13 protein-coding genes are annotated in these 16,562 nt (G+C 58.0%); 7 read left to right on the forward strand and 6 right to left on the reverse strand.

The features are described from left to right. Positions 1-122: 122 nt before the first annotated feature. The 5 genes from WA411_RS04705 to WA411_RS04725 all read left to right on the forward strand — a co-directional run bounded on the left by WA411_RS04705 (position 123) and on the right by WA411_RS04725 (position 4,831). Positions 123-1,715: an isocitrate lyase gene (locus WA411_RS04705; RefSeq protein WP_291904356.1), complete on the forward strand. Its 1,593-nt coding sequence runs from the start codon at positions 123-125 to the stop codon at positions 1,713-1,715. Positions 1,716-2,090: 375 nt separating this feature from the next. Continuing rightward, positions 2,091-3,224 (forward strand): hypothetical protein, encoded by a 1,134-nt coding sequence (locus WA411_RS04710; RefSeq protein ID WP_291904354.1) that lies wholly within the window; start codon positions 2,091-2,093, stop codon positions 3,222-3,224. Positions 3,225-3,278: 54 nt separating this feature from the next. Beyond that, positions 3,279-3,629: a hypothetical protein gene (locus WA411_RS04715; protein WP_069182029.1), complete on the forward strand. Its 351-nt coding sequence runs from the start codon at positions 3,279-3,281 to the stop codon at positions 3,627-3,629. Positions 3,630-3,641: 12 nt separating this feature from the next. Beyond that, entirely contained in the window at positions 3,642-4,334 is a 693-nt protein-coding gene (locus WA411_RS04720; RefSeq protein ID WP_291904351.1) for a C39 family peptidase, read from the forward strand. A 5-nt stretch (positions 4,335-4,339) separates the two neighbouring features. Continuing rightward, a complete protein-coding gene (locus tag WA411_RS04725) occupies positions 4,340-4,831 on the forward strand; it encodes a hypothetical protein (RefSeq protein WP_291904350.1) in 492 nt (163 codons plus the stop codon). Between the two features lie 18 nt (positions 4,832-4,849). On the opposite strand, the gene WA411_RS04730 is transcribed toward WA411_RS04725, so the two are convergent. Both WA411_RS04730 and WA411_RS04735 read right to left on the reverse strand, forming a co-directional pair. Beyond that, on the reverse strand, positions 4,850-5,923 hold the full coding sequence (locus tag WA411_RS04730) for a transporter (protein ID WP_291904348.1): 1,074 nt from the start codon (positions 5,921-5,923) through the stop codon (positions 4,850-4,852). An 11-nt stretch (positions 5,924-5,934) separates the two neighbouring features. Continuing rightward, on the reverse strand, positions 5,935-7,311 hold the full coding sequence (locus WA411_RS04735; protein ID WP_291904345.1) for a sigma-54 dependent transcriptional regulator: 1,377 nt from the start codon (positions 7,309-7,311) through the stop codon (positions 5,935-5,937). 286 nt (positions 7,312-7,597) lie between these two features. Here WA411_RS04735 and WA411_RS04740 point away from each other — a divergent pair, with 286 nt between their 5' ends. Both WA411_RS04740 and senA read left to right on the forward strand, forming a co-directional pair. After that, positions 7,598-9,412 carry an SLC13 family permease gene (locus tag WA411_RS04740; RefSeq protein ID WP_291904344.1) on the forward strand — a complete coding sequence of 605 codons (1,815 nt, stop codon included), beginning with the start codon at positions 7,598-7,600 and terminating at the stop codon, positions 9,410-9,412. Between the two features lie 68 nt (positions 9,413-9,480). Then, positions 9,481-10,848 carry a selenoneine synthase SenA gene (gene senA, locus WA411_RS04745; RefSeq protein WP_291904343.1) on the forward strand — a complete coding sequence of 456 codons (1,368 nt, stop codon included), beginning with the start codon at positions 9,481-9,483 and terminating at the stop codon, positions 10,846-10,848. A 25-nt stretch (positions 10,849-10,873) separates the two neighbouring features. Here senA and WA411_RS04750 read toward each other — a convergent pair whose 3' ends face one another. From WA411_RS04750 to purH, 4 genes are all read right to left on the reverse strand, one after another. Beyond that, on the reverse strand, positions 10,874-12,448 hold the full coding sequence (locus tag WA411_RS04750) for a cation:proton antiporter family protein (protein WP_069182024.1): 1,575 nt from the start codon (positions 12,446-12,448) through the stop codon (positions 10,874-10,876). A 109-nt stretch (positions 12,449-12,557) separates the two neighbouring features. Beyond that, positions 12,558-13,496, reverse strand: coding sequence for an alpha/beta fold hydrolase (locus tag WA411_RS04755; RefSeq protein ID WP_291904340.1), 939 nt, complete (start codon positions 13,494-13,496; stop codon positions 12,558-12,560). A 114-nt stretch (positions 13,497-13,610) separates the two neighbouring features. After that, complete coding sequence (purD, locus tag WA411_RS04760; RefSeq protein ID WP_291904339.1) at positions 13,611-14,897, reverse strand: phosphoribosylamine--glycine ligase; 1,287 nt, start codon at positions 14,895-14,897, stop codon at positions 13,611-13,613. Between the two features lie 12 nt (positions 14,898-14,909). Next, positions 14,910-16,490, reverse strand: a complete 1,581-nt coding sequence (purH, locus tag WA411_RS04765) for a bifunctional phosphoribosylaminoimidazolecarboxamide formyltransferase/IMP cyclohydrolase (protein WP_291904338.1) — start codon at positions 16,488-16,490, stop codon at positions 14,910-14,912. Between the last annotated feature and the right edge of the window lie 72 nt (positions 16,491-16,562).

Raw genomic sequence — 16,562 nt, forward strand, 5'->3', positions numbered from 1 at the left:
ACCACTAAAGTAACCCTCAACGTCATCGCTTTGCTCAAAAAGTGAGCAGGTTGTTGGCTTCGGAAGTTGCTGTACGCTTCTCCCTAACGACTTAGAAAACCAACGTAGAAAGGATTGAGACCATGCCCTACGCACAAGACGTTGACCAGATTGCTTCCCTGTTGAAGCAGCACCCGACCTGGAACGCTATCAACCCGAAGCACGCCGCTCGCATGCGCGCCCAGAACAAGTTCAAGACTGGTCTGGACATCGCCAAGTACACCGCCAAGATCATGCGCGAAGACATGGCGAACTACGACAAGGACACTTCCCAGTACACCCAGTCCCTGGGCTGCTGGCACGGCTTCATCGGTCAGCAGAAGCTGCTGTCCATCAAGAAGCACTTCGGTACCACCAAGCGTCGTTACCTGTACCTCTCCGGCTGGATGGTTGCCGCCCTGCGCTCCGAGTTCGGTCCGCTGCCTGACCAGTCCATGCACGAGAAGACCGCTGTATCCGGCCTGATCGAAGAGCTGTACACCTTCCTGCGTCAGGCAGATGCCTGGGAACTGAACCACCTGTTCCGCGCTCTGGAAGAAGCCGAGAAAGCTGGCGACAACGCCAAGGCTGAAGAGCTGATCAAACAGATCGACAACCACGAAACTCACGTTGTGCCGATCATTGCCGACATCGACGCCGGTTTTGGTAACGCCGAAGCCACTTACCTGCTGGCCAAGCAGATGATCGAAGCCGGTGCCTGCTGCATCCAGATCGAGAACCAGGTGTCTGACGAGAAGCAGTGTGGCCACCAGGACGGCAAAGTAACCGTTCCCCATGCTGACTTCCTGTCCAAGATCAACGCCGTTCGTCTGGCGTTCCTCGAGCTGGGCGTGGATGACGGTGTTATCGTAGCCCGTACCGACTCCCTGGGCGCTGGCCTGACCCAGAAGCTGGCTGTTACCGACGAGCCGGGCGACCTGGGCGACCAGTACAACAGCTTCCTCGACGGCGACTACATCGAGGACGCTTCCGAGATCAACAACGGCGACGTGGTCATCAAGTCTGACGGTAAGCTGATGAAGCCCAAGCGTCTGGCCTCCGGCCTGTTCCAGTTCCGTCCGGGCACTGGCGAAGACCGTGTTGTTCTGGACTGCATCACCAGCCTGCAGAACGGCGCTGACCTGCTGTGGATCGAAACCGAGAAGCCCCACGTTGGCCAGATCGCCGGCATGGTTAACCGCATCCGTGAAGTGGTGCCCGATGCCAAGCTGGTTTACAACAACAGCCCGTCCTTCAACTGGACCCTGAACTTCCGTCAGCAGGTATTCGACGCCTGGAAGGAAGAAGGCAAGGACGTATCTGCCTACGACCGTGACAAGCTGATGAGCGAAGAGTACGACAACACTGAGCTGGGTCAGCTGGCTGACCAGTGGTGCCAGAACTTCCAGCGTGACGCGTCTCGCGAAGCGGGTATCTTCCACCACCTGATCACTCTGCCGACGTACCACACTGCGGCCCTGTCTACCGACAACCTGGCCAAGGGCTACTTCGGTGACAAAGGCATGCTGGCCTACGTTGCCGGTGTACAGCGCAAGGAAATCCGTCAAGGTATCGCTACCGTTAAGCACCAGGACATGGCTGGTTCCAACATCGGTGACGACCACAAGGAATTCTTCGCTGGTGATGCGGCCCTGAAGGCCGGTGGTAAAGACAACACCATGAACCAGTTCGGTTAATCGACGGTTCGGATGTTGCTGAGGCGGGCCTGACCGGTTCGCTTCAAACCACAAAACCCCGCCTTGTGCGGGGTTTTGTTTTTCTGACACCTCATTTCTTCTGTATGTGTCTGAAACGACCGCATAAACCTCCCATATCCCCCTTTTCATTTGCACTCGCTGTTTCATCGCTGAAACAGTTTCGTCATCACCAAGACCGGATGGATTTCAGGCGCTCAAAGGAAAAACCATTAAAAACAATGCTATGAATGCGAATTTTCGGTATTGGCACGGGAATCGCTCCTTTGTTCTGGCGGGTCTGAACCTTGGCTTACCCGAAGGCTAGCGGGTTGGGTCGGATCCCTTAAAAGCCAACAACTCAAAGGAAATGACATCATGAATACCAAAAAAACACTGCTAGCAGCTGCCATCGCGATGGCAATGGGCGTTTCCGGTTTTGCCTATGCCGATCAGGGCGGGGACGGTGATCCGAATACCAATGCGGACAACACCTCCACCGCTAACAACGACCAATCCGGCAACACTGACTCCGGTAACGACAATTCCACTGACAGCTCGGACAACAGCACCAACGTGGCTGATTCGTTCAAGATTGCCGACAGTGGCAACGACAACTCCACGGACAGTTCCGATAACTCAACCAATGTTGCGGACAGTGGCAACGACAATTCCGACAACAGCACCGACGTGGCCGATTCGTTCAAGATTTCCGACAGTGGAAATGACAATTCGGACAATTCCACCAACGTAGCTGACAGCGGAAATACAGCTGTGGCCGATAGCGGAAATGATAACTCCGACAATTCCACTAATGTGGCAGACAGCGCAAACGACAGTTCCGATAATTCCATCAATGTCGCGGACAGCGGCAATGACAGTTCGGACAACTCCACCAATGTCGCCGACAGTGGAAATGACAGTTCCGACAATTCCACCAATGTTGCGGACAGCGGAAACGACAATTCCGACAACTCCACCAACGTTGCTGACAGCGGCAATACCGCAGTAGCAGATAGCGGAAACGACAATTCCGACAACTCTACCAATGTGGCAGACAGCGGGAATGACAGTTCCGATAACTCCACCAACGTTGCGGATAGCGGAAACGACAATTCCGACAACTCCACCAACGTAGCGGACAGCGGTAATACCAGCGTCTCGGATAGTGGCAACGACAGTTCCGATAACTCCACTAACATTGCCGATAGCGGGAATACGACTGTCTCCGACAGCGGTAATGACAGTTCCGATAACTCATTGGCACTGGATCTGGACGTGTTCCTGAACAACGCTGATCTGGACGGCAGTGTATCGGGCTCTTCAACCACCTATGGCGATGCCAACGGCAGAGCATCCTACACCGAGGCTCGCAACCGCAACGAAATCGCCGGCGGCTCAGCGAACTACACCGGCGTTGGCGCCTTTGCCCAGAATGCCGGCAACGGCAGCGTTACACAGGCAAATGTCAGTGTAATGTCGAACCTGTCCACCGGTGGTGGCGGCCAGTAAGGAATCCAGGCCGCACCTTGGCGGGTGCGGCCCGGTTATTCCGGGAGAACTGCCATGGGTTACGTCATCAGATGGAAACTGAAGGCTGCCTTGCTGGCGCTATTGGTTACAGGAGCGGGATATGCTTCGGCCGAGGAGTGGATGGACGCCCATTCCCTGTCGGAAGATCAACTGGAAGATGCCAGCGGTCGCCAGGGAATCCCGCTGCAATGGCAGATCAACAATAACCAGCAGAATGCGAACGTCTCCGATAACCTGCTGTCCGGAAACGTTGTCACTGGCAATAACAGTATTTCCGACAACGCCTTCGGCAACATGAGCGGAGTCGCCACGGTTATCCAGAACACGGGTAATCAGGTGGTCATTCAGGACAGTACCCAGATCAACATACTGATCAATCACTGACGGAGGTGGGCCATGACCAGGAAGGTTCTTGTCGCGGTTTGCGCGAGTGCCGGGCTGCTGTGGTCCACCGCATTTGCCGGATCGGTCATGGTTCCCGGTATAGGCGGGGATTTTCGTCTTACCGTAACGAGTTTTGAAAGCCGTCGCTTCGACAGTGTTCTGCGCCAGCAGTACGACTTCAGTTGCGGCTCTGCGGCAGTGGCCTCGTTATTGTCGTTTCATTACGAGGATCAGGTCACCGAGCACGAAGTCTTTATCGACATGTTGGCCTTGGCAGATGAAGAGAAGGTGCGCCGGCATGGGTTCTCCATGCTGGATATGAAACGTTACCTGGGGTCCAGAGGGTATCGGGCCGATGGGTTTCGCTTGCCATTGGAAGGGCTAAGGGAGAAGGTGCGCCTGCCGATGATTGTCTTGCTGAACATCGAGGGTTTCCGTCATTTTGTGTTGATCAAGGGCATCAGCGATGACGAGGTACTGATAGGCGATCCTGCCCGGGGTCTGAAAGTCTATCCCCACGAAACATTCAGCGAATACTGGGATGGCACTGCCTTCGTTATCCGCAGTCACCTTGATCAGGGGCGTGACCACTTTCTTGACGACGGCCATTGGCCACAGGTGGCCAGGGCCCCTTTGCAAAAAGGGCTCGGGGGGCCATCTCTCGGTCACACGCTGCCCTACTGGCCCTCCACGAGGGAATGGTGATGATCATGAAGGGCAGGATGCCCGCGGTCGCATTACTCGTTATTGCCTGTTTGGCCCTGACGCCAATGGCTCACGCGGAACTGAACCCCGGAGTTGACCCCATCAGTGACAGGGAGCTTTCGGAGTTCCGGGGTGGCTTCCTGATGGATAATCTGGAGATCAGTATTGGTCTGGAACAGGTTGTTGGTATTAATGGTGACACCCTGGTAATCAACCGATTGACTATTCCCAACCTCAACCAGCCCGTTAATGACCGTTTGCTGGACCACCAGATGGAAACAGTACTGGAAGTGATCAGTGCCAACCGTAGTGGTGGTGCGCGGGTGACCAGCCATATGGCAGGTCCCAGTGGCTGGATGACGGTGGTTCAGAACAGCCTGGACAGCACTGTCATTCAGAATATGCATCAGTTGAATATCGAGCTGAATAACCTGGGTGCGGGAAATCAGTTCCCGGCCCGATTCAGTGATCAACTGATTCAGTTGCTTGGCCGCTGAAAGAACCCCGATCCCACGCTAGAGACTGATTGGAAGCTTGAGTGTAATCTCGCTGTTGGGCGCGTTTTCCGTAACGCCAATACTTACCGTCAGGTTAAGAGATGTGGATCGCGACAGGCGCTGGGACAGCCCGAATGAAAGAGACCCGATCTGAATTCGGTCGAAATTGGATTCGAAGAGATCAATGTCTCTCTCGAATGTGGTTTTTCGAATGATCGAGTGATCGTAGCCGAGGCTGAATGATGTGCGATCGTTAAACGCGAATCCCATCCCGAAGCCGAAGCGCACGATGTCGCCGGGGTCAACGGTGCCGCCATTTTCAAAGCCCTGCTCCTCTTTGAGGGTCCAGACATAGCTCAGATTGCCGAACAACACGGCCGGGTCTGTGGGGTAGATGAAAGAGAGTCCGGGTTCGAATGCCCAGAAGCCTGAACCTGTTGGCCGGCTCTCCAGCTCGACGCCAATCGGGTTGCCCTGATTATCCTCGATGACCCGCTGGTTAACATCGTAGGGGCCTTCACCGGTTGGCGCCCTGACACGCAGCGCGCCGATTACGTAGGGCCAGCCCCCGAGGCCATCAGTCAGTTGATAGCGAGCTGATACTTCAAGATCACCGAGACCCTCGCCAGAAGACTCACGCAGGGTATCCACCGGAGTGCCCTGGAAAACCTCACGCTCTCTCAGGTCCTCGTTGATGCTCAGGTAAGGCACCCGGACCGCCGCTTCAAACTTGCTGGTAAATCCGTATTTGAGTGACACGGCGCCGACGAAAATATCGCGCTGGATTTCTGAAATATTGATCAGTCCGATCAACAGCGCAGGGATGACGGTGTAGCCTTCGATCGCGACTGCCGTCGAGTTGCTATGGGCATGGGAAAAGGATGGCTCAATGGAAAACCGGCCCGGCCGGGTGACGATACCGCGGTCGGCGGTTATGGAGGCGATATCGGTCGCCGGGTCGTGACCCGCGTCAGAGGTTGTCCGGATTTCGGTGGCCAGGGGGGCGGTATCCCGGTCTGCCTGAGCGGCTTCAACCAGCATCGCCGGACCCAGAGAAACAAGCGGGATGAGCCATAGTGTGTTTTTGTTCATGCGAAACTCCTTCAGCTGTCTTTCTGGAGCCGGGTTGAGGGGCCATGGGGCACGTGGTGCTTGTCCATCAGCCGGTAGAACGAAACCCGTGAAATATTCAGCAGCCGGGCAGCTGCCGACACGTTGTTGTGGGCAAGCGCGAGACTTACCGAGATCGCCTGCCGATCGGCTCTGGAGCGGAAAGCATCCAGTGAGAGGTCTCGGTTTCGGTCGTGGTTATCCGCCGGGTTGGTGGAAAACCCCATGTCTTCGGCCCCGATCTGTGGGCTTTCTCCCAGCAATAATGCCTGACGCAAACGGTTCTGCAGTTCCCTGAGGTTGCCGGGCCAGGGGTGCCCGGCCAGGCAAATCATTGCATCGTCCGTGAGGCGCCTGGTGCCTCTGGCTGAGGGTGTGGCCGACAGTATCCGGCTGGCCAGGATGGGAATGTCTTCCTTGCGTTCCCGCAACGGTGGTAACAACACATGCAGGCTTCCAAGCCGGTAAAATACGTCGCTGCGGAAGGCCCCGGTCTTGACCAGCTGTTCAAGCGGCTTGGTGCTTGTTGCAATCAGTCGAGTGTCGACACTGATGGGATGGTTGGAGCCCAGGCGCTCGATCAGGCCTTCCTGGAGGAAGCGCAGAATGGCGGATTGTTGCTCTGATTCAAGCTCGTCGACACCGAGCAATAGCAAAGTGCCGCCATTGGCGGCTTCAATGCGCCCTTTCTGGACGCTCATGGCATGGGTAAAAGCGCCTTTTTCGTGGCCGAAGAGCTCGTTTTGGGTCAGTGAGCGGGGCAGGGCTGCACAGTTCACGGCGATCAGTGGCTTGTTTTTACGTGGTGAATGATCGTGTATGAAACGGGCTGCGGCTTCTTTGCCGGTCCCGTTCTCGCCATAGATCAGTACGGATTCCTCCGTGCGGGCAAATTTCTGCAATAACGCTCTGACATGTCGGATCGCCACCGAGTCACCCTCAAGAGCAACGTCGTGATAACAGGCGGGCTTGGTCCGTGACGCCTCCGCCTGAAGTTCAGACATACCCCAAAGGTGGCCAAGAATGGCATTGAGGCGTTCGGCCTGCAGAGGCCTCGTGTGGTAGTCCGTGCAGTAACGGTTAATGAGGGCACAGGCGTCCGGGCTCCGGATCTGGTGAGGCTCCAGCGTGGCAATCCAGTGCTGGACCGGAATCGTGTCCAGCCATTCGGGCAGGTGGGTCAGTTGATCGGCGCTTAACGAGCCAAGATCAAACACGCCGACTCTGGCCCCATGGACGGGCGTCTCACCTGACGTGGGCTTGTCTGAAATGGGAATGTGAACAAGCTGCCAGTCCCTGAGCAAGGGCCCGCTGACAGAAAGGCACGGGTACACCGCCGACAACCAAACGAGCGGTCGTTTTTCCTTCATGGCGACTCTCCCTGAGACTTTGCCTGGAAAACGAACTGCTGGACGTTCAGTAAATGTTGGTAATACCGGAACTGCTCGATCCGATCACTGCCCTGTGACCGCATACGGCTGGGGGAAACAGGCAAACAACTCCTGCTGGCGGACATTCAGTTTGTATGCCAGTTTATACACTTGTAGGCCTTTCAGGAGCTTAAAGAGAGAGGGTTCTGTCATTCCTGGCTCCCTGTAAAGTTTGCCGACACAGACTGCAAACCAGACGGGCAGGGACTGAAAGCATGGAGTTACAGTGAGCGTCAGTCAGGCTATTGTTTTTTCGATACTGGGCATCGCCCTGGTGCTGTTCGTCTGGAATCGAATCCGGTTTGACCTGGTCGCCCTGATGGCGCTTCTCGCCGTTGCCATCGCCGGGATCGTGCCGGCAGATCAGCTATTCGATGGCTTCGGCCATCCGGCTGTTGTGACCGTGGCTGCGGTTCTGGTGATCAGCCAGGGGCTGGTCAATGGCGGCGTGGTTGACCGCCTGGCGCGCCTGCTCGGTAAGGTGGGGCACCGGCCGACCCTGCAGGTGCTGATGCTGACGTCTGTGGTGGCCCTGTGCTCGGGCTTCATCAACAACGTCGGTGCGCTTGCGCTTCTTATGCCGGTGGCAATCTGGATGTCCCGGGAAGCGGGGCGCTCTCCGTCGCTGCTGCTCATGCCACTGGCATTTGGTTCTCTGCTGGGGGGAACCATGACGCTGATTGGCACGCCCCCGAACATCATCATTGCCAGTTATCGGGAAGCGGGATCCTTTGGCATGTTTGATTTCGCGCCGGTAGGCCTGGCGATTACCCTGGCAGGCATTGCCTTTATCACGCTGGTCGGGTGGCGCCTGACGCCAAGACGAGGCAAACCCGATGATGGCGGCAAGCTGTTCAGTGTCGGGGATTATGTGACCGAACTCCGGGTTCCCGACGATTCCTCGCATGTTGGCGCCACACTCCATGGCCTGCTGACCCGGGCTGACGCCGACAAGGATGTGGTGGTGCTGGCGTTGATCCGGGATGACAAGCGGTCTCTGGCACCATCGACGTTTTCCGTTTTGCGTGGTGGCGATCTGCTATTGGTGGAGGCGGATACCGACGCTTTGCAGGAATTTCTCGACAGCACTGGTCTTGAGTTGGCGAATGTAGAGGAGTTCTCCTACAAAGAGGCTGACGAGCAGGAGAGTGCACCGGAAAAACCGCGCGAAAAGTCTCTGTCCGAGGGTGATGTCCGATTGCTGGAAGCGGTCATCACGCCGGAATCAGGCCTGATCGGGAAAACCGCCAACAGGCTGAATCTTCGCGAGCAGAATGGCCTCAATATTGTGGCGGTTGCACGCCAGGGGCAGCGGTTGCAGCGCCGCCTGGGGGACATTCGCTTTCAGGCTGGTGATATTCTCCTGGTGCAAGGTGAGGAGGACACCCTGCGCGTTACCCTTCAGGAACTCGGGTGCCTTCCGCTGGCAGAACGAGGACTCCGGTTCGGCCGTGAGCGCAACGCCTTACTGGCCGGTGGACTGTTTGTGGCTGCTATCGGAGGAATCGTTGTGGGCTGGTTGTCGCCGCCTGTTGCCCTGGTTGCCTGTGCCGTCGCAATGGTTCTCAGTGGCGTGCTCAGCAATCAGGAAGCCTACCGTGCGATCGACTGGCCGGTCATCGTTTTGCTGGCGGCTATGATTCCGGTGGGTCAGGCCCTCGAAACCACCGGTGGCGCGGAGCTGATAGCGTCCTGGATGCTGATGCTTGGCTCCGGGGGCGAGGCCTGGGTGGTCGTTACGATTGTACTGATGGGGACCATGCTGCTGTCGAACGTCGTGAACAATGCGGCGGCGGCCATTCTGGTCGCCCCCATTGCACTGAGTCTTTCGGGCCAGTTGGGCATTGCCGCAGACGCCATGTTGATGGCAGTGGCTATTGGCGCCTCCTGCGCCTTCCTGACGCCCGTGGGGCACCAGTCCAACGCGCTCGTTATGGAACCCGGTGGCTACCGGTTTGGCGATTACTGGCGCCTGGGGCTTCCGCTGTCTTTACTGGTGGCCCTGGTGGCAGTCCCTGTCATTCTGGCAGTCTGGGGGTGAGTCCGTTTAACGCGGTTTGGCACTCTCTGGTATGCTGACAAAACCGTTGATGATAAGTGGTTGGCAAGATGACAGCGATTGAGCAAATCGATGCGGCAAAGGCGGAATTGCTGGATCAGCTTGAATGGACACGCAAGCGTACTGAAACCCTTGTAGGTTCTCTGCAGGAAAGCGCGCTGGATGTTCCCTACCATCCGGGCGTGAATCCACCGCTCTGGGAGATGGGGCATGCTGCCTTCTTCTACGAGGTGTTTGTATTCAATCTGCTGGATGGCACGCCCAGCCACGATCCATCCATGGACGATCTCTGGGATTCGTTCCATATCGAGCACCGGGATCGCTGGAACCGGGAGCTGTTTCCCGGGCGCCAGAAGACCCTCGATTACTTCAATCTTATCTATGACCGTGTGGCTGAACGGATCGAAAAAGAGCCTTTGACCGATCAGGCCCGTTACCTTTACCGCTACGCGATCTACCACCAGAACATGCACATCGAGTCGATGATCTGGTGCCGTCAGACCATCGGTTACCCGGCGCCGCCAGACACCGATCTGTACCGGCCTGCACCGGGTGAACCGCATCACGGAGATGCGGTGGTTCCGGCGGGGGAGTGGCTGATCGGGATGCCGGGCGAATCCCAACGGTATGCCAGTGACGACTTCGCCTTTGACAATGAAAAGCCGCGCTTCAGCGTGAAGCTGGATGCTTTCGCCATTTCGAAATGCCTGGTCAGTAACCGCCAGTTCCTGGAGTTCGTGGAAGACGGCGGCTATCGGCGCCCTGACCTCTGGTCATTTGGCGGACGCAAATGGCTTCAGACCGAAACCGACGTGGCCCTTGTTCATTGCAGTCGGGAACCCCTGTTCCGCGCTCCACGTCACCCGCTGTACTGGCGCTGGCATGATGAGCAGTGGCAGGAGCGAGTGTTCGACCGGTGGCAGCCCCTGAATCCGGACGCTCCGGTTACCCATGTGACGTTCTGGGAAGCAGAGGCGTATTGTCGTTGGGCAGGGCGTCGGCTGCCGACAGAACACGAATGGGAAGTTGCCGCTCTGGGGAATCGTCCGGGCGAGCCGTTCCGGCGATTCCCTTGGGGGAATGAGGCGCCGACCAGTCAGCTCGCGGATCTGGACGGGAGAGCCATGGCCCAGAACCCGGTGTTTGATTTTCCTGAGGGCGACAGTCCCTTTGGCTGCCGCCAGATGACCGGAACGGTCTGGGAGTGGACCAGTGATCAGTTCCTCCCTTATGACGGCTTCAAGGTGGACATGTACCCTTTCATGTCCACCTTGCAGTTCGGCGATCACAAGGTCACCAAAGGTGGCGGGTGCGCGACATCATCCTGTCTGATCCGCGGCACCTATCGTCAGGCTTATCTGCCCCAGCGCAATGATGTCTATACCGGCTTCAGGACCTGTGCACTTGAGCGAGAGTAAACGTTAGGCGTTCGGGCCGATTCCACTACTCCGGATTGCCCGTCACCAGGGACGGTTTTGCCGGTGTCTCGTCGATCAGGTGGCTGGCCAGCGCAACGCCGGTCTCGCTCATGGTCAGATAAGCCTCGTCGGCGCCAGCTTCCCGGATCTGCTTTGCTTCGTCCTCATACATGGTGTGTGCCACGATAAACCCCTTGAACCCCAGCTTACGAAGCATACGCGCGGCGATGAGCTTGCCCTCGATATCACCCATGGCAAGGATCACCGATTGCACTGCCGGCATGTGCAAACCATTCCAGAAAGAAGCGTCCTCCGCGTCAGCAAAGACCACGTTGCGGCCCTCTTTCTGGTGTTGTTGGGCCTTAGCCGGGTCGGAGTCGAGCCCCATCAGTTTGGGCTGGTCATCGATCAGCCAGTCGTAGGCAGCGGTGCCTGTCCGCCCCATGCCCATGATCAGCACCCGGGTGTCGCCCAATGACAGCGGTTGTTCGTCCGGATGATGCTTGCTGCCCTCATACCGGCTAAGCCCCTGGGCGTAGCGTTCGTAAAGGCCGTGCGCGAACCGGTTGATGGGCGCTGATACCAGGAACGACAGAGACACCGAAATGGCCAGAGGTACCAGCCATTCAGGCAAGGCAACGCTGGCGACAATGAGGCCAAATTCGCTGTAGTTGGTCAGTGCCAGCGCACTCAGGAAGCCGCTGCGGGCCCGCAGGCGGAAGGCCAGTAGCAGGAAAAAGAACAGAATGCCTTTCAGCGGAAGGACCAGGCCGGCAATCACGGCAAAGAGGAGCGCGTCGCCATCGGGCAGCCCGCCAATGCCGATTTGCAGGAAGAAGCCCACGAGGAACACTTCCTTGACGCTCCAGAGCGATTTGGAAAGCTCCTGGGAGCGAGGGTGATTGGCCAGCATGGCGCCGAAAACAAGTGCGCCAAGCTCGGAACTCAGACCAACCGCTTCGAAGCCAAGTCCGCCGACCACAAGCGCAAGCAGCAAGCCCAAGAGAACCAGCAGTTCGTCGTGGCCGCTGGCATCCAACAGTCGGAACAGAAGAGGTCGAAGTAGCGGCAACCCGAACACAATCAGCGCCCACTCGGAAGGTGTCTTCCCGGCCGCGAGACTCATGACGACCAGGGCAATCAGGTCCTGCATGATGAGGATGCCGATGGCGACCCGACCGTGGAATGCCCGTAGCTCCCGTTTGGATTCAAGCACCTTCGCCGCCAGTACGGTGCTCGAGAAGGACAGGGCAATGGCCAGCATCAAGGCTGTCGACCATTCGATATCCATGAGCAGGTACAGCCCGGGCGTAAAGACCGCGCAGGTAATTCCGAAATGAAGCAAACTACCGCCAATCACTTCCGGGCTGACGATGGAACGGAGCTTCAGTTTAAGCCCGACGGTGAATAGCAGCAGGAGTACCCCAAGGTGCGCGATGTGTTGGAGAACGTTGGTCTCCTCGATCACAACACCGGTTGCCTCGGCGATGCCACTGAGCACGAAGCCTGCGGCCAGATAGCCAACAAGCGGAGGGAGTCCAACAAGCTTGACCAGCAGGCCAAGGCCGAAGGCAAAGGTAATCCAGATCGCTTCAGGCATGGGGTATCAATTCGGATGTCAAAAACACAATAGTTGCTAGGCTACCCTGTTTTCCTCTGCTCGTGTACTCGCAGAAGGTGGAAGGCAGGCAAAGTAACCCCCAAAGGCTTCATTCTGCTGGTTGCCCGATAAAGGTTCGGAACAGTTCTGCCGATTCTGCGGGGGCCTCCACCATGGGTGCGTGACCAATGCCTTCCATCAGCTCCAGGCGGCTACCCGGTATTGCTTCCGCAAACACCTCGCCGTTGCGGTAGTTTATAACCCGGTCCTCTTTGCCCCAGATGATCAGGACCGGCGCCTGAATCTCTGTGATGGCGTCGCGGAAGTCCGACTCGAAACCGGCGTCCCGGATGGCCGCAAAAATGACTTCGTTCACTTCCCGATTGGCAATGGCCCGCTCTTCCATTACACCCATGATCGGCCAGGGCACAAAGGGCTTTTTCTCAAGTGCAAATTCCATGAGTCGCTCGAAATCACCGGGTTTCCTGGGGATCAGGGGGTTGTCTCCCTCCATCACCAGATCCACCAGCTCGCTTTCATACTCGAGAATACCCGCCGGGTCGAACAGCACCGCCGATTTTACTTTACCGGGATGGTTGGCGGCATAGAGAGCCGTAATCGCACCCCCCATGGAGTTGCCCATAATGTGGGCGTCATCGACGGAAAGCGCGCCGAGAATCTGTGCGACGTAACCGGCCTGGTCTTCCAGGCGATAGCCGATATCGAGGGGTTTGCTGCTCTCACCATGCCCGGGCAGATCGATCGCGTAGACATTGAAATCGCCGGTCAGGTGGCCGGCGAGGCGGGTCCAGTTGTCTTTGTTGGCCCCGAACCCGTGGATCATAACGATGGTGTCGCCATCCACCGCCTCGTGATTCCGCAGGTAGGCGATATCCATGCTATCGACAGTCACGGTATCTGCTTCCAGGCCCGCCGAGGACCGTTCGAGCCCGATGGCCGTCTCGTAGATGCCCTGGCGTGAGCAGGCGCTCAGAACCAGCGAGACAGTCAGAATCAGGAACAGATTGAGGGTTAGCGGGCGTGGCATCAGGGGCTCCTTTGGGTTGGCTTGTCGGCATCCGTTGCGAGGCGTTTACATTACTCCATAAAAAAGCCCGGTCAATGACCGGGCTGTGTTTTCGCCGACTGGTTCTGCCAGGGCTCAGGACTGTTCGCGGGCAATGGCCCGAAAAGCGATGTCCTTGCGATAGAAAGCGCCGTCCCACTGGATCCGTGAGGCCAGTTCATAAGCCCGTTTCTGAGCCTCGGTAACGGTGTTGCCCAGTGCGGTGGCGCAAAGTACACGGCCACCGTTGGTAACGACCTGGTCTCCGTTCAGGCGAGTGCCGGCGTGAAACACCTTCTCGCCCTCGGTTTCGGTTTCCGGCAGGCCGGAGATGGCATCGCCCTTGTTATAGCTGCCCGGGTAACCACCGGCTGCCAGTACGATACCCACGGAGGCCCGGTCGTCCCACTCTGAGGGACACTGGTCCAGCTTGCCGTCGATAGCGGCATCGCACAGTTCCACCAGATCGGACTTCATCCGCAGCATGATCGGCTGGGTTTCCGGGTCGCCAAAGCGGCAGTTGAATTCGATCACTTTCGGGGCGCCGCTGTTGTCGATCATCAGGCCAGCGTAAAGGAAACCCTTGTAGGGGTGGCCCTCAGATGCCATGCCACGCACAGTCGGGTAAATGACCTCATCCATGATGCGCTGGTGCACATCGGCGGTAACCACCGGAGCGGGGGAGTAGGCGCCCATGCCCCCGGTATTGGGGCCGGTGTCGCCATCGCCCACCCGTTTATGATCCTGGGAGGTGGCCATGGCCAGTACATGCTTGCCATCCACCATCACGATAAAGCTGGCTTCCTCGCCGTCAAGGAATTCCTCGATGACCACGCGGCTACCGGCATCACCGAAGGCGTTGCCTGCCAGCATGTCGCGAATGGCGTCTTCGGCTTCTTCCAGGGTCATGGCCACGATCACGCCTTTGCCGGCGGCCAGGCCGTCAGCCTTGACCACGATAGGGGCGCCCTGCTGACGGACATAGGCCAGAGCCTCGTCAACGTCGGTGAAGTTGCCATAGCCGGCCGTCGGAATCTTGTGGCGTGCCAGAAAATCTTTGGTAAAGGCCTTGGAGCCTTCCAACTGCGCGGCGCCGGCACTCGGGCCGAATACCCGCAGGCCACGCTGTTCGAACTTGTCCACGATGCCTGCCACCAGCGGCGCTTCCGGGCCGACGATGGTCAGTCCAACGTGGTTGGTGGCGGCGAAGTTGGCCAGTCCGTCCAGGTCCATCACGTCGATGTCGACATTTTCCAGGCCGCCTTCCCGTGCCGTGCCGGCGTTGCCGGGCGCCACAAAAACACGGTCTGCCTTGGGTGACTGGGCGGCTTTCCAGGCCAGGGCATGTTCGCGGCCGCCGGAGCCAATAACGAGAATATTCATGTTGCGTATCCCTCAGTGCCGGAAGTGGCGCATGCCGGTGAAGACCATGGCGATGCCGTGTTCGTTGGCCGCATCAATCACTTCCTGATCGCGCATGGAGCCACCAGGCTGGATCACAGCGGTAATGCCGGCTGCTGCGGCGGCGTCGATGCCGTCCCGGAACGGGAAGAAGGCGTCAGAGGCCATCACCGACCCTTTCACTTCCAGACCTTCATCCGCGGCCTTGATGCCGGCAATCTTGGCACTGTAGACCCGGCTCATCTGGCCGGCGCCCACGCCAATGGTGCGGCCGGCCTTGGCATAGACAATGGCGTTGGATTTAACGTACTTGGCTACTTCCCAGGCAAACAGCAGGTCATTGAGTTCCTGCTCGGAGGGCTGGCGCTCGGTGACCACTTTGACGTCTTCCATGGCCACCATGCCCAGATCCCGGTCCTGGACCAACAGGCCGCCGGTTACCCGTTTGTAGTCCATGGAACGGGCGCGTTCACCATCAAACTCGCCGCAGGCCAGCAGGCGCACGTTCTTCTTGGCGGCGACCAGTTCCACCGCTTCCGGAGCGACGGTGGGGGCGATGATCACTTCCACAAACTGGCGGTCAATGATGGCTTTGGCGGTCTCTGCATCGAGCTCCCGGTTGAAGGCAATGATGCCGCCAAACGCCGAGGTGGGGTCGGTGGCGAAGGCCAGATCGTAGGCCTGACGGATATCTGCACCGATGGCTACGCCACAGGGGTTGGCGTGTTTGACGATCACACAGGCCGGGTCGGCGAAGGGCTTCACGCATTCCAGGGCGGCATCGGTGTCGGCTACGTTGTTGTAGCTGAGCTCTTTGCCCTGGAGCTGTTTGGCCGTGGCTACGCAAGCTTCCTTCGAGTTACGCTCGGCGTAGAAGGCCGCGCGCTGATGCGGGTTTTCGCCATAGCGCATGTCCTGGACCTTCACGAACTGGGCGTTAAAGGTACGGGGGAAATCAGCGTTGTCGTTGTCCGGCGTGCGGCCACCCAGGTAGTTGGCAATGGCGCCATCGTAGCCCGCAGTGTGCTCAAATGCCTTGACCGCAAGATCAAACCGGGTGCTGTAGCTCAGTTGACCATCGTTGGCGTCCAGCTCTTTAAGGACCCGGCTGTAGTCAGAGGCGTTCACCACGATGGCAACGTCGTTGTGGTTCTTGGCCGCAGCGCGAACCATGGTCGGACCACCGATATCAATGTTCTCAATGGCAGTCGCCAGATCACAGTCGGGTTTGGCAACCGTCTCCTCGAAGGGGTAGAGATTGACCACGACCATGTCGATGGGGTTGATGCCATGCTCGGACATGACCGCATCATCAGTGCCCCGACGGCCAAGTATCCCGCCGTGAATCTTCGGGTGAAGGGTTTTTACCCGGCCATCCATCATCTCGGGAAAACCGGTGTAGTCGGAGACTTCGGTAACCGGGATGTTGTTTTCTTTCAGGAGCCGGAAGGTGCCACCGGTGGAGAGCAGCTCGACGCCGCGTTCGGTCAGGGCACGCCCGAAATCGACGATGCCGGTTTTATCACTCACGCTGATCAGGGCGCGACGGACGGAGGTGTTAGCCTGGTTTGCCATGGGTCACTTTCTTCGCTGGAGATGAACGAATAAGGGCCTCGCGAATGGTGTCCGGGAGGCCCTCGTCAAATC

The sequence above is a fragment of the Marinobacter sp. CH_CUG1437-1 genome, from assembly GCF_037029655.1.
In the GTDB taxonomy this organism is placed as follows: domain Bacteria; phylum Pseudomonadota; class Gammaproteobacteria; order Pseudomonadales; family Oleiphilaceae; genus Marinobacter; species Marinobacter salsuginis.

Bases quoted from the DNA above. Each gene is read 5' to 3' on its own strand.
- WA411_RS04705 (WP_291904356.1), top strand. From the start codon at position 123: ATGCCCTACGCACAAGACGTTGACCAGATTGCTTCCCTGTTGAAGCAG.
- WA411_RS04710 (WP_291904354.1), top strand. From the start codon at position 2,091: ATGAATACCAAAAAAACACTGCTAGCAGCTGCCATCGCGATGGCAATG.
- WA411_RS04715 (WP_069182029.1), top strand. From the start codon at position 3,279: ATGGGTTACGTCATCAGATGGAAACTGAAGGCTGCCTTGCTGGCGCTA.
- WA411_RS04720 (WP_291904351.1), top strand. From the start codon at position 3,642: ATGACCAGGAAGGTTCTTGTCGCGGTTTGCGCGAGTGCCGGGCTGCTG.
- WA411_RS04725 (WP_291904350.1), top strand. From the start codon at position 4,340: ATGAAGGGCAGGATGCCCGCGGTCGCATTACTCGTTATTGCCTGTTTG.
- WA411_RS04730 (WP_291904348.1), bottom strand. From the start codon at position 5,923: ATGAACAAAAACACACTATGGCTCATCCCGCTTGTTTCTCTGGGTCCG.
- WA411_RS04735 (WP_291904345.1), bottom strand. From the start codon at position 7,311: ATGAAGGAAAAACGACCGCTCGTTTGGTTGTCGGCGGTGTACCCGTGC.
- senA (WP_291904343.1), top strand. From the start codon at position 9,481: ATGACAGCGATTGAGCAAATCGATGCGGCAAAGGCGGAATTGCTGGAT.
- WA411_RS04750 (WP_069182024.1), bottom strand. From the start codon at position 12,448: ATGCCTGAAGCGATCTGGATTACCTTTGCCTTCGGCCTTGGCCTGCTG.
- WA411_RS04755 (WP_291904340.1), bottom strand. From the start codon at position 13,496: ATGCCACGCCCGCTAACCCTCAATCTGTTCCTGATTCTGACTGTCTCG.
- purD (WP_291904339.1), bottom strand. From the start codon at position 14,897: ATGAATATTCTCGTTATTGGCTCCGGCGGCCGCGAACATGCCCTGGCC.
- purH (WP_291904338.1), bottom strand. From the start codon at position 16,490: ATGGCAAACCAGGCTAACACCTCCGTCCGTCGCGCCCTGATCAGCGTG.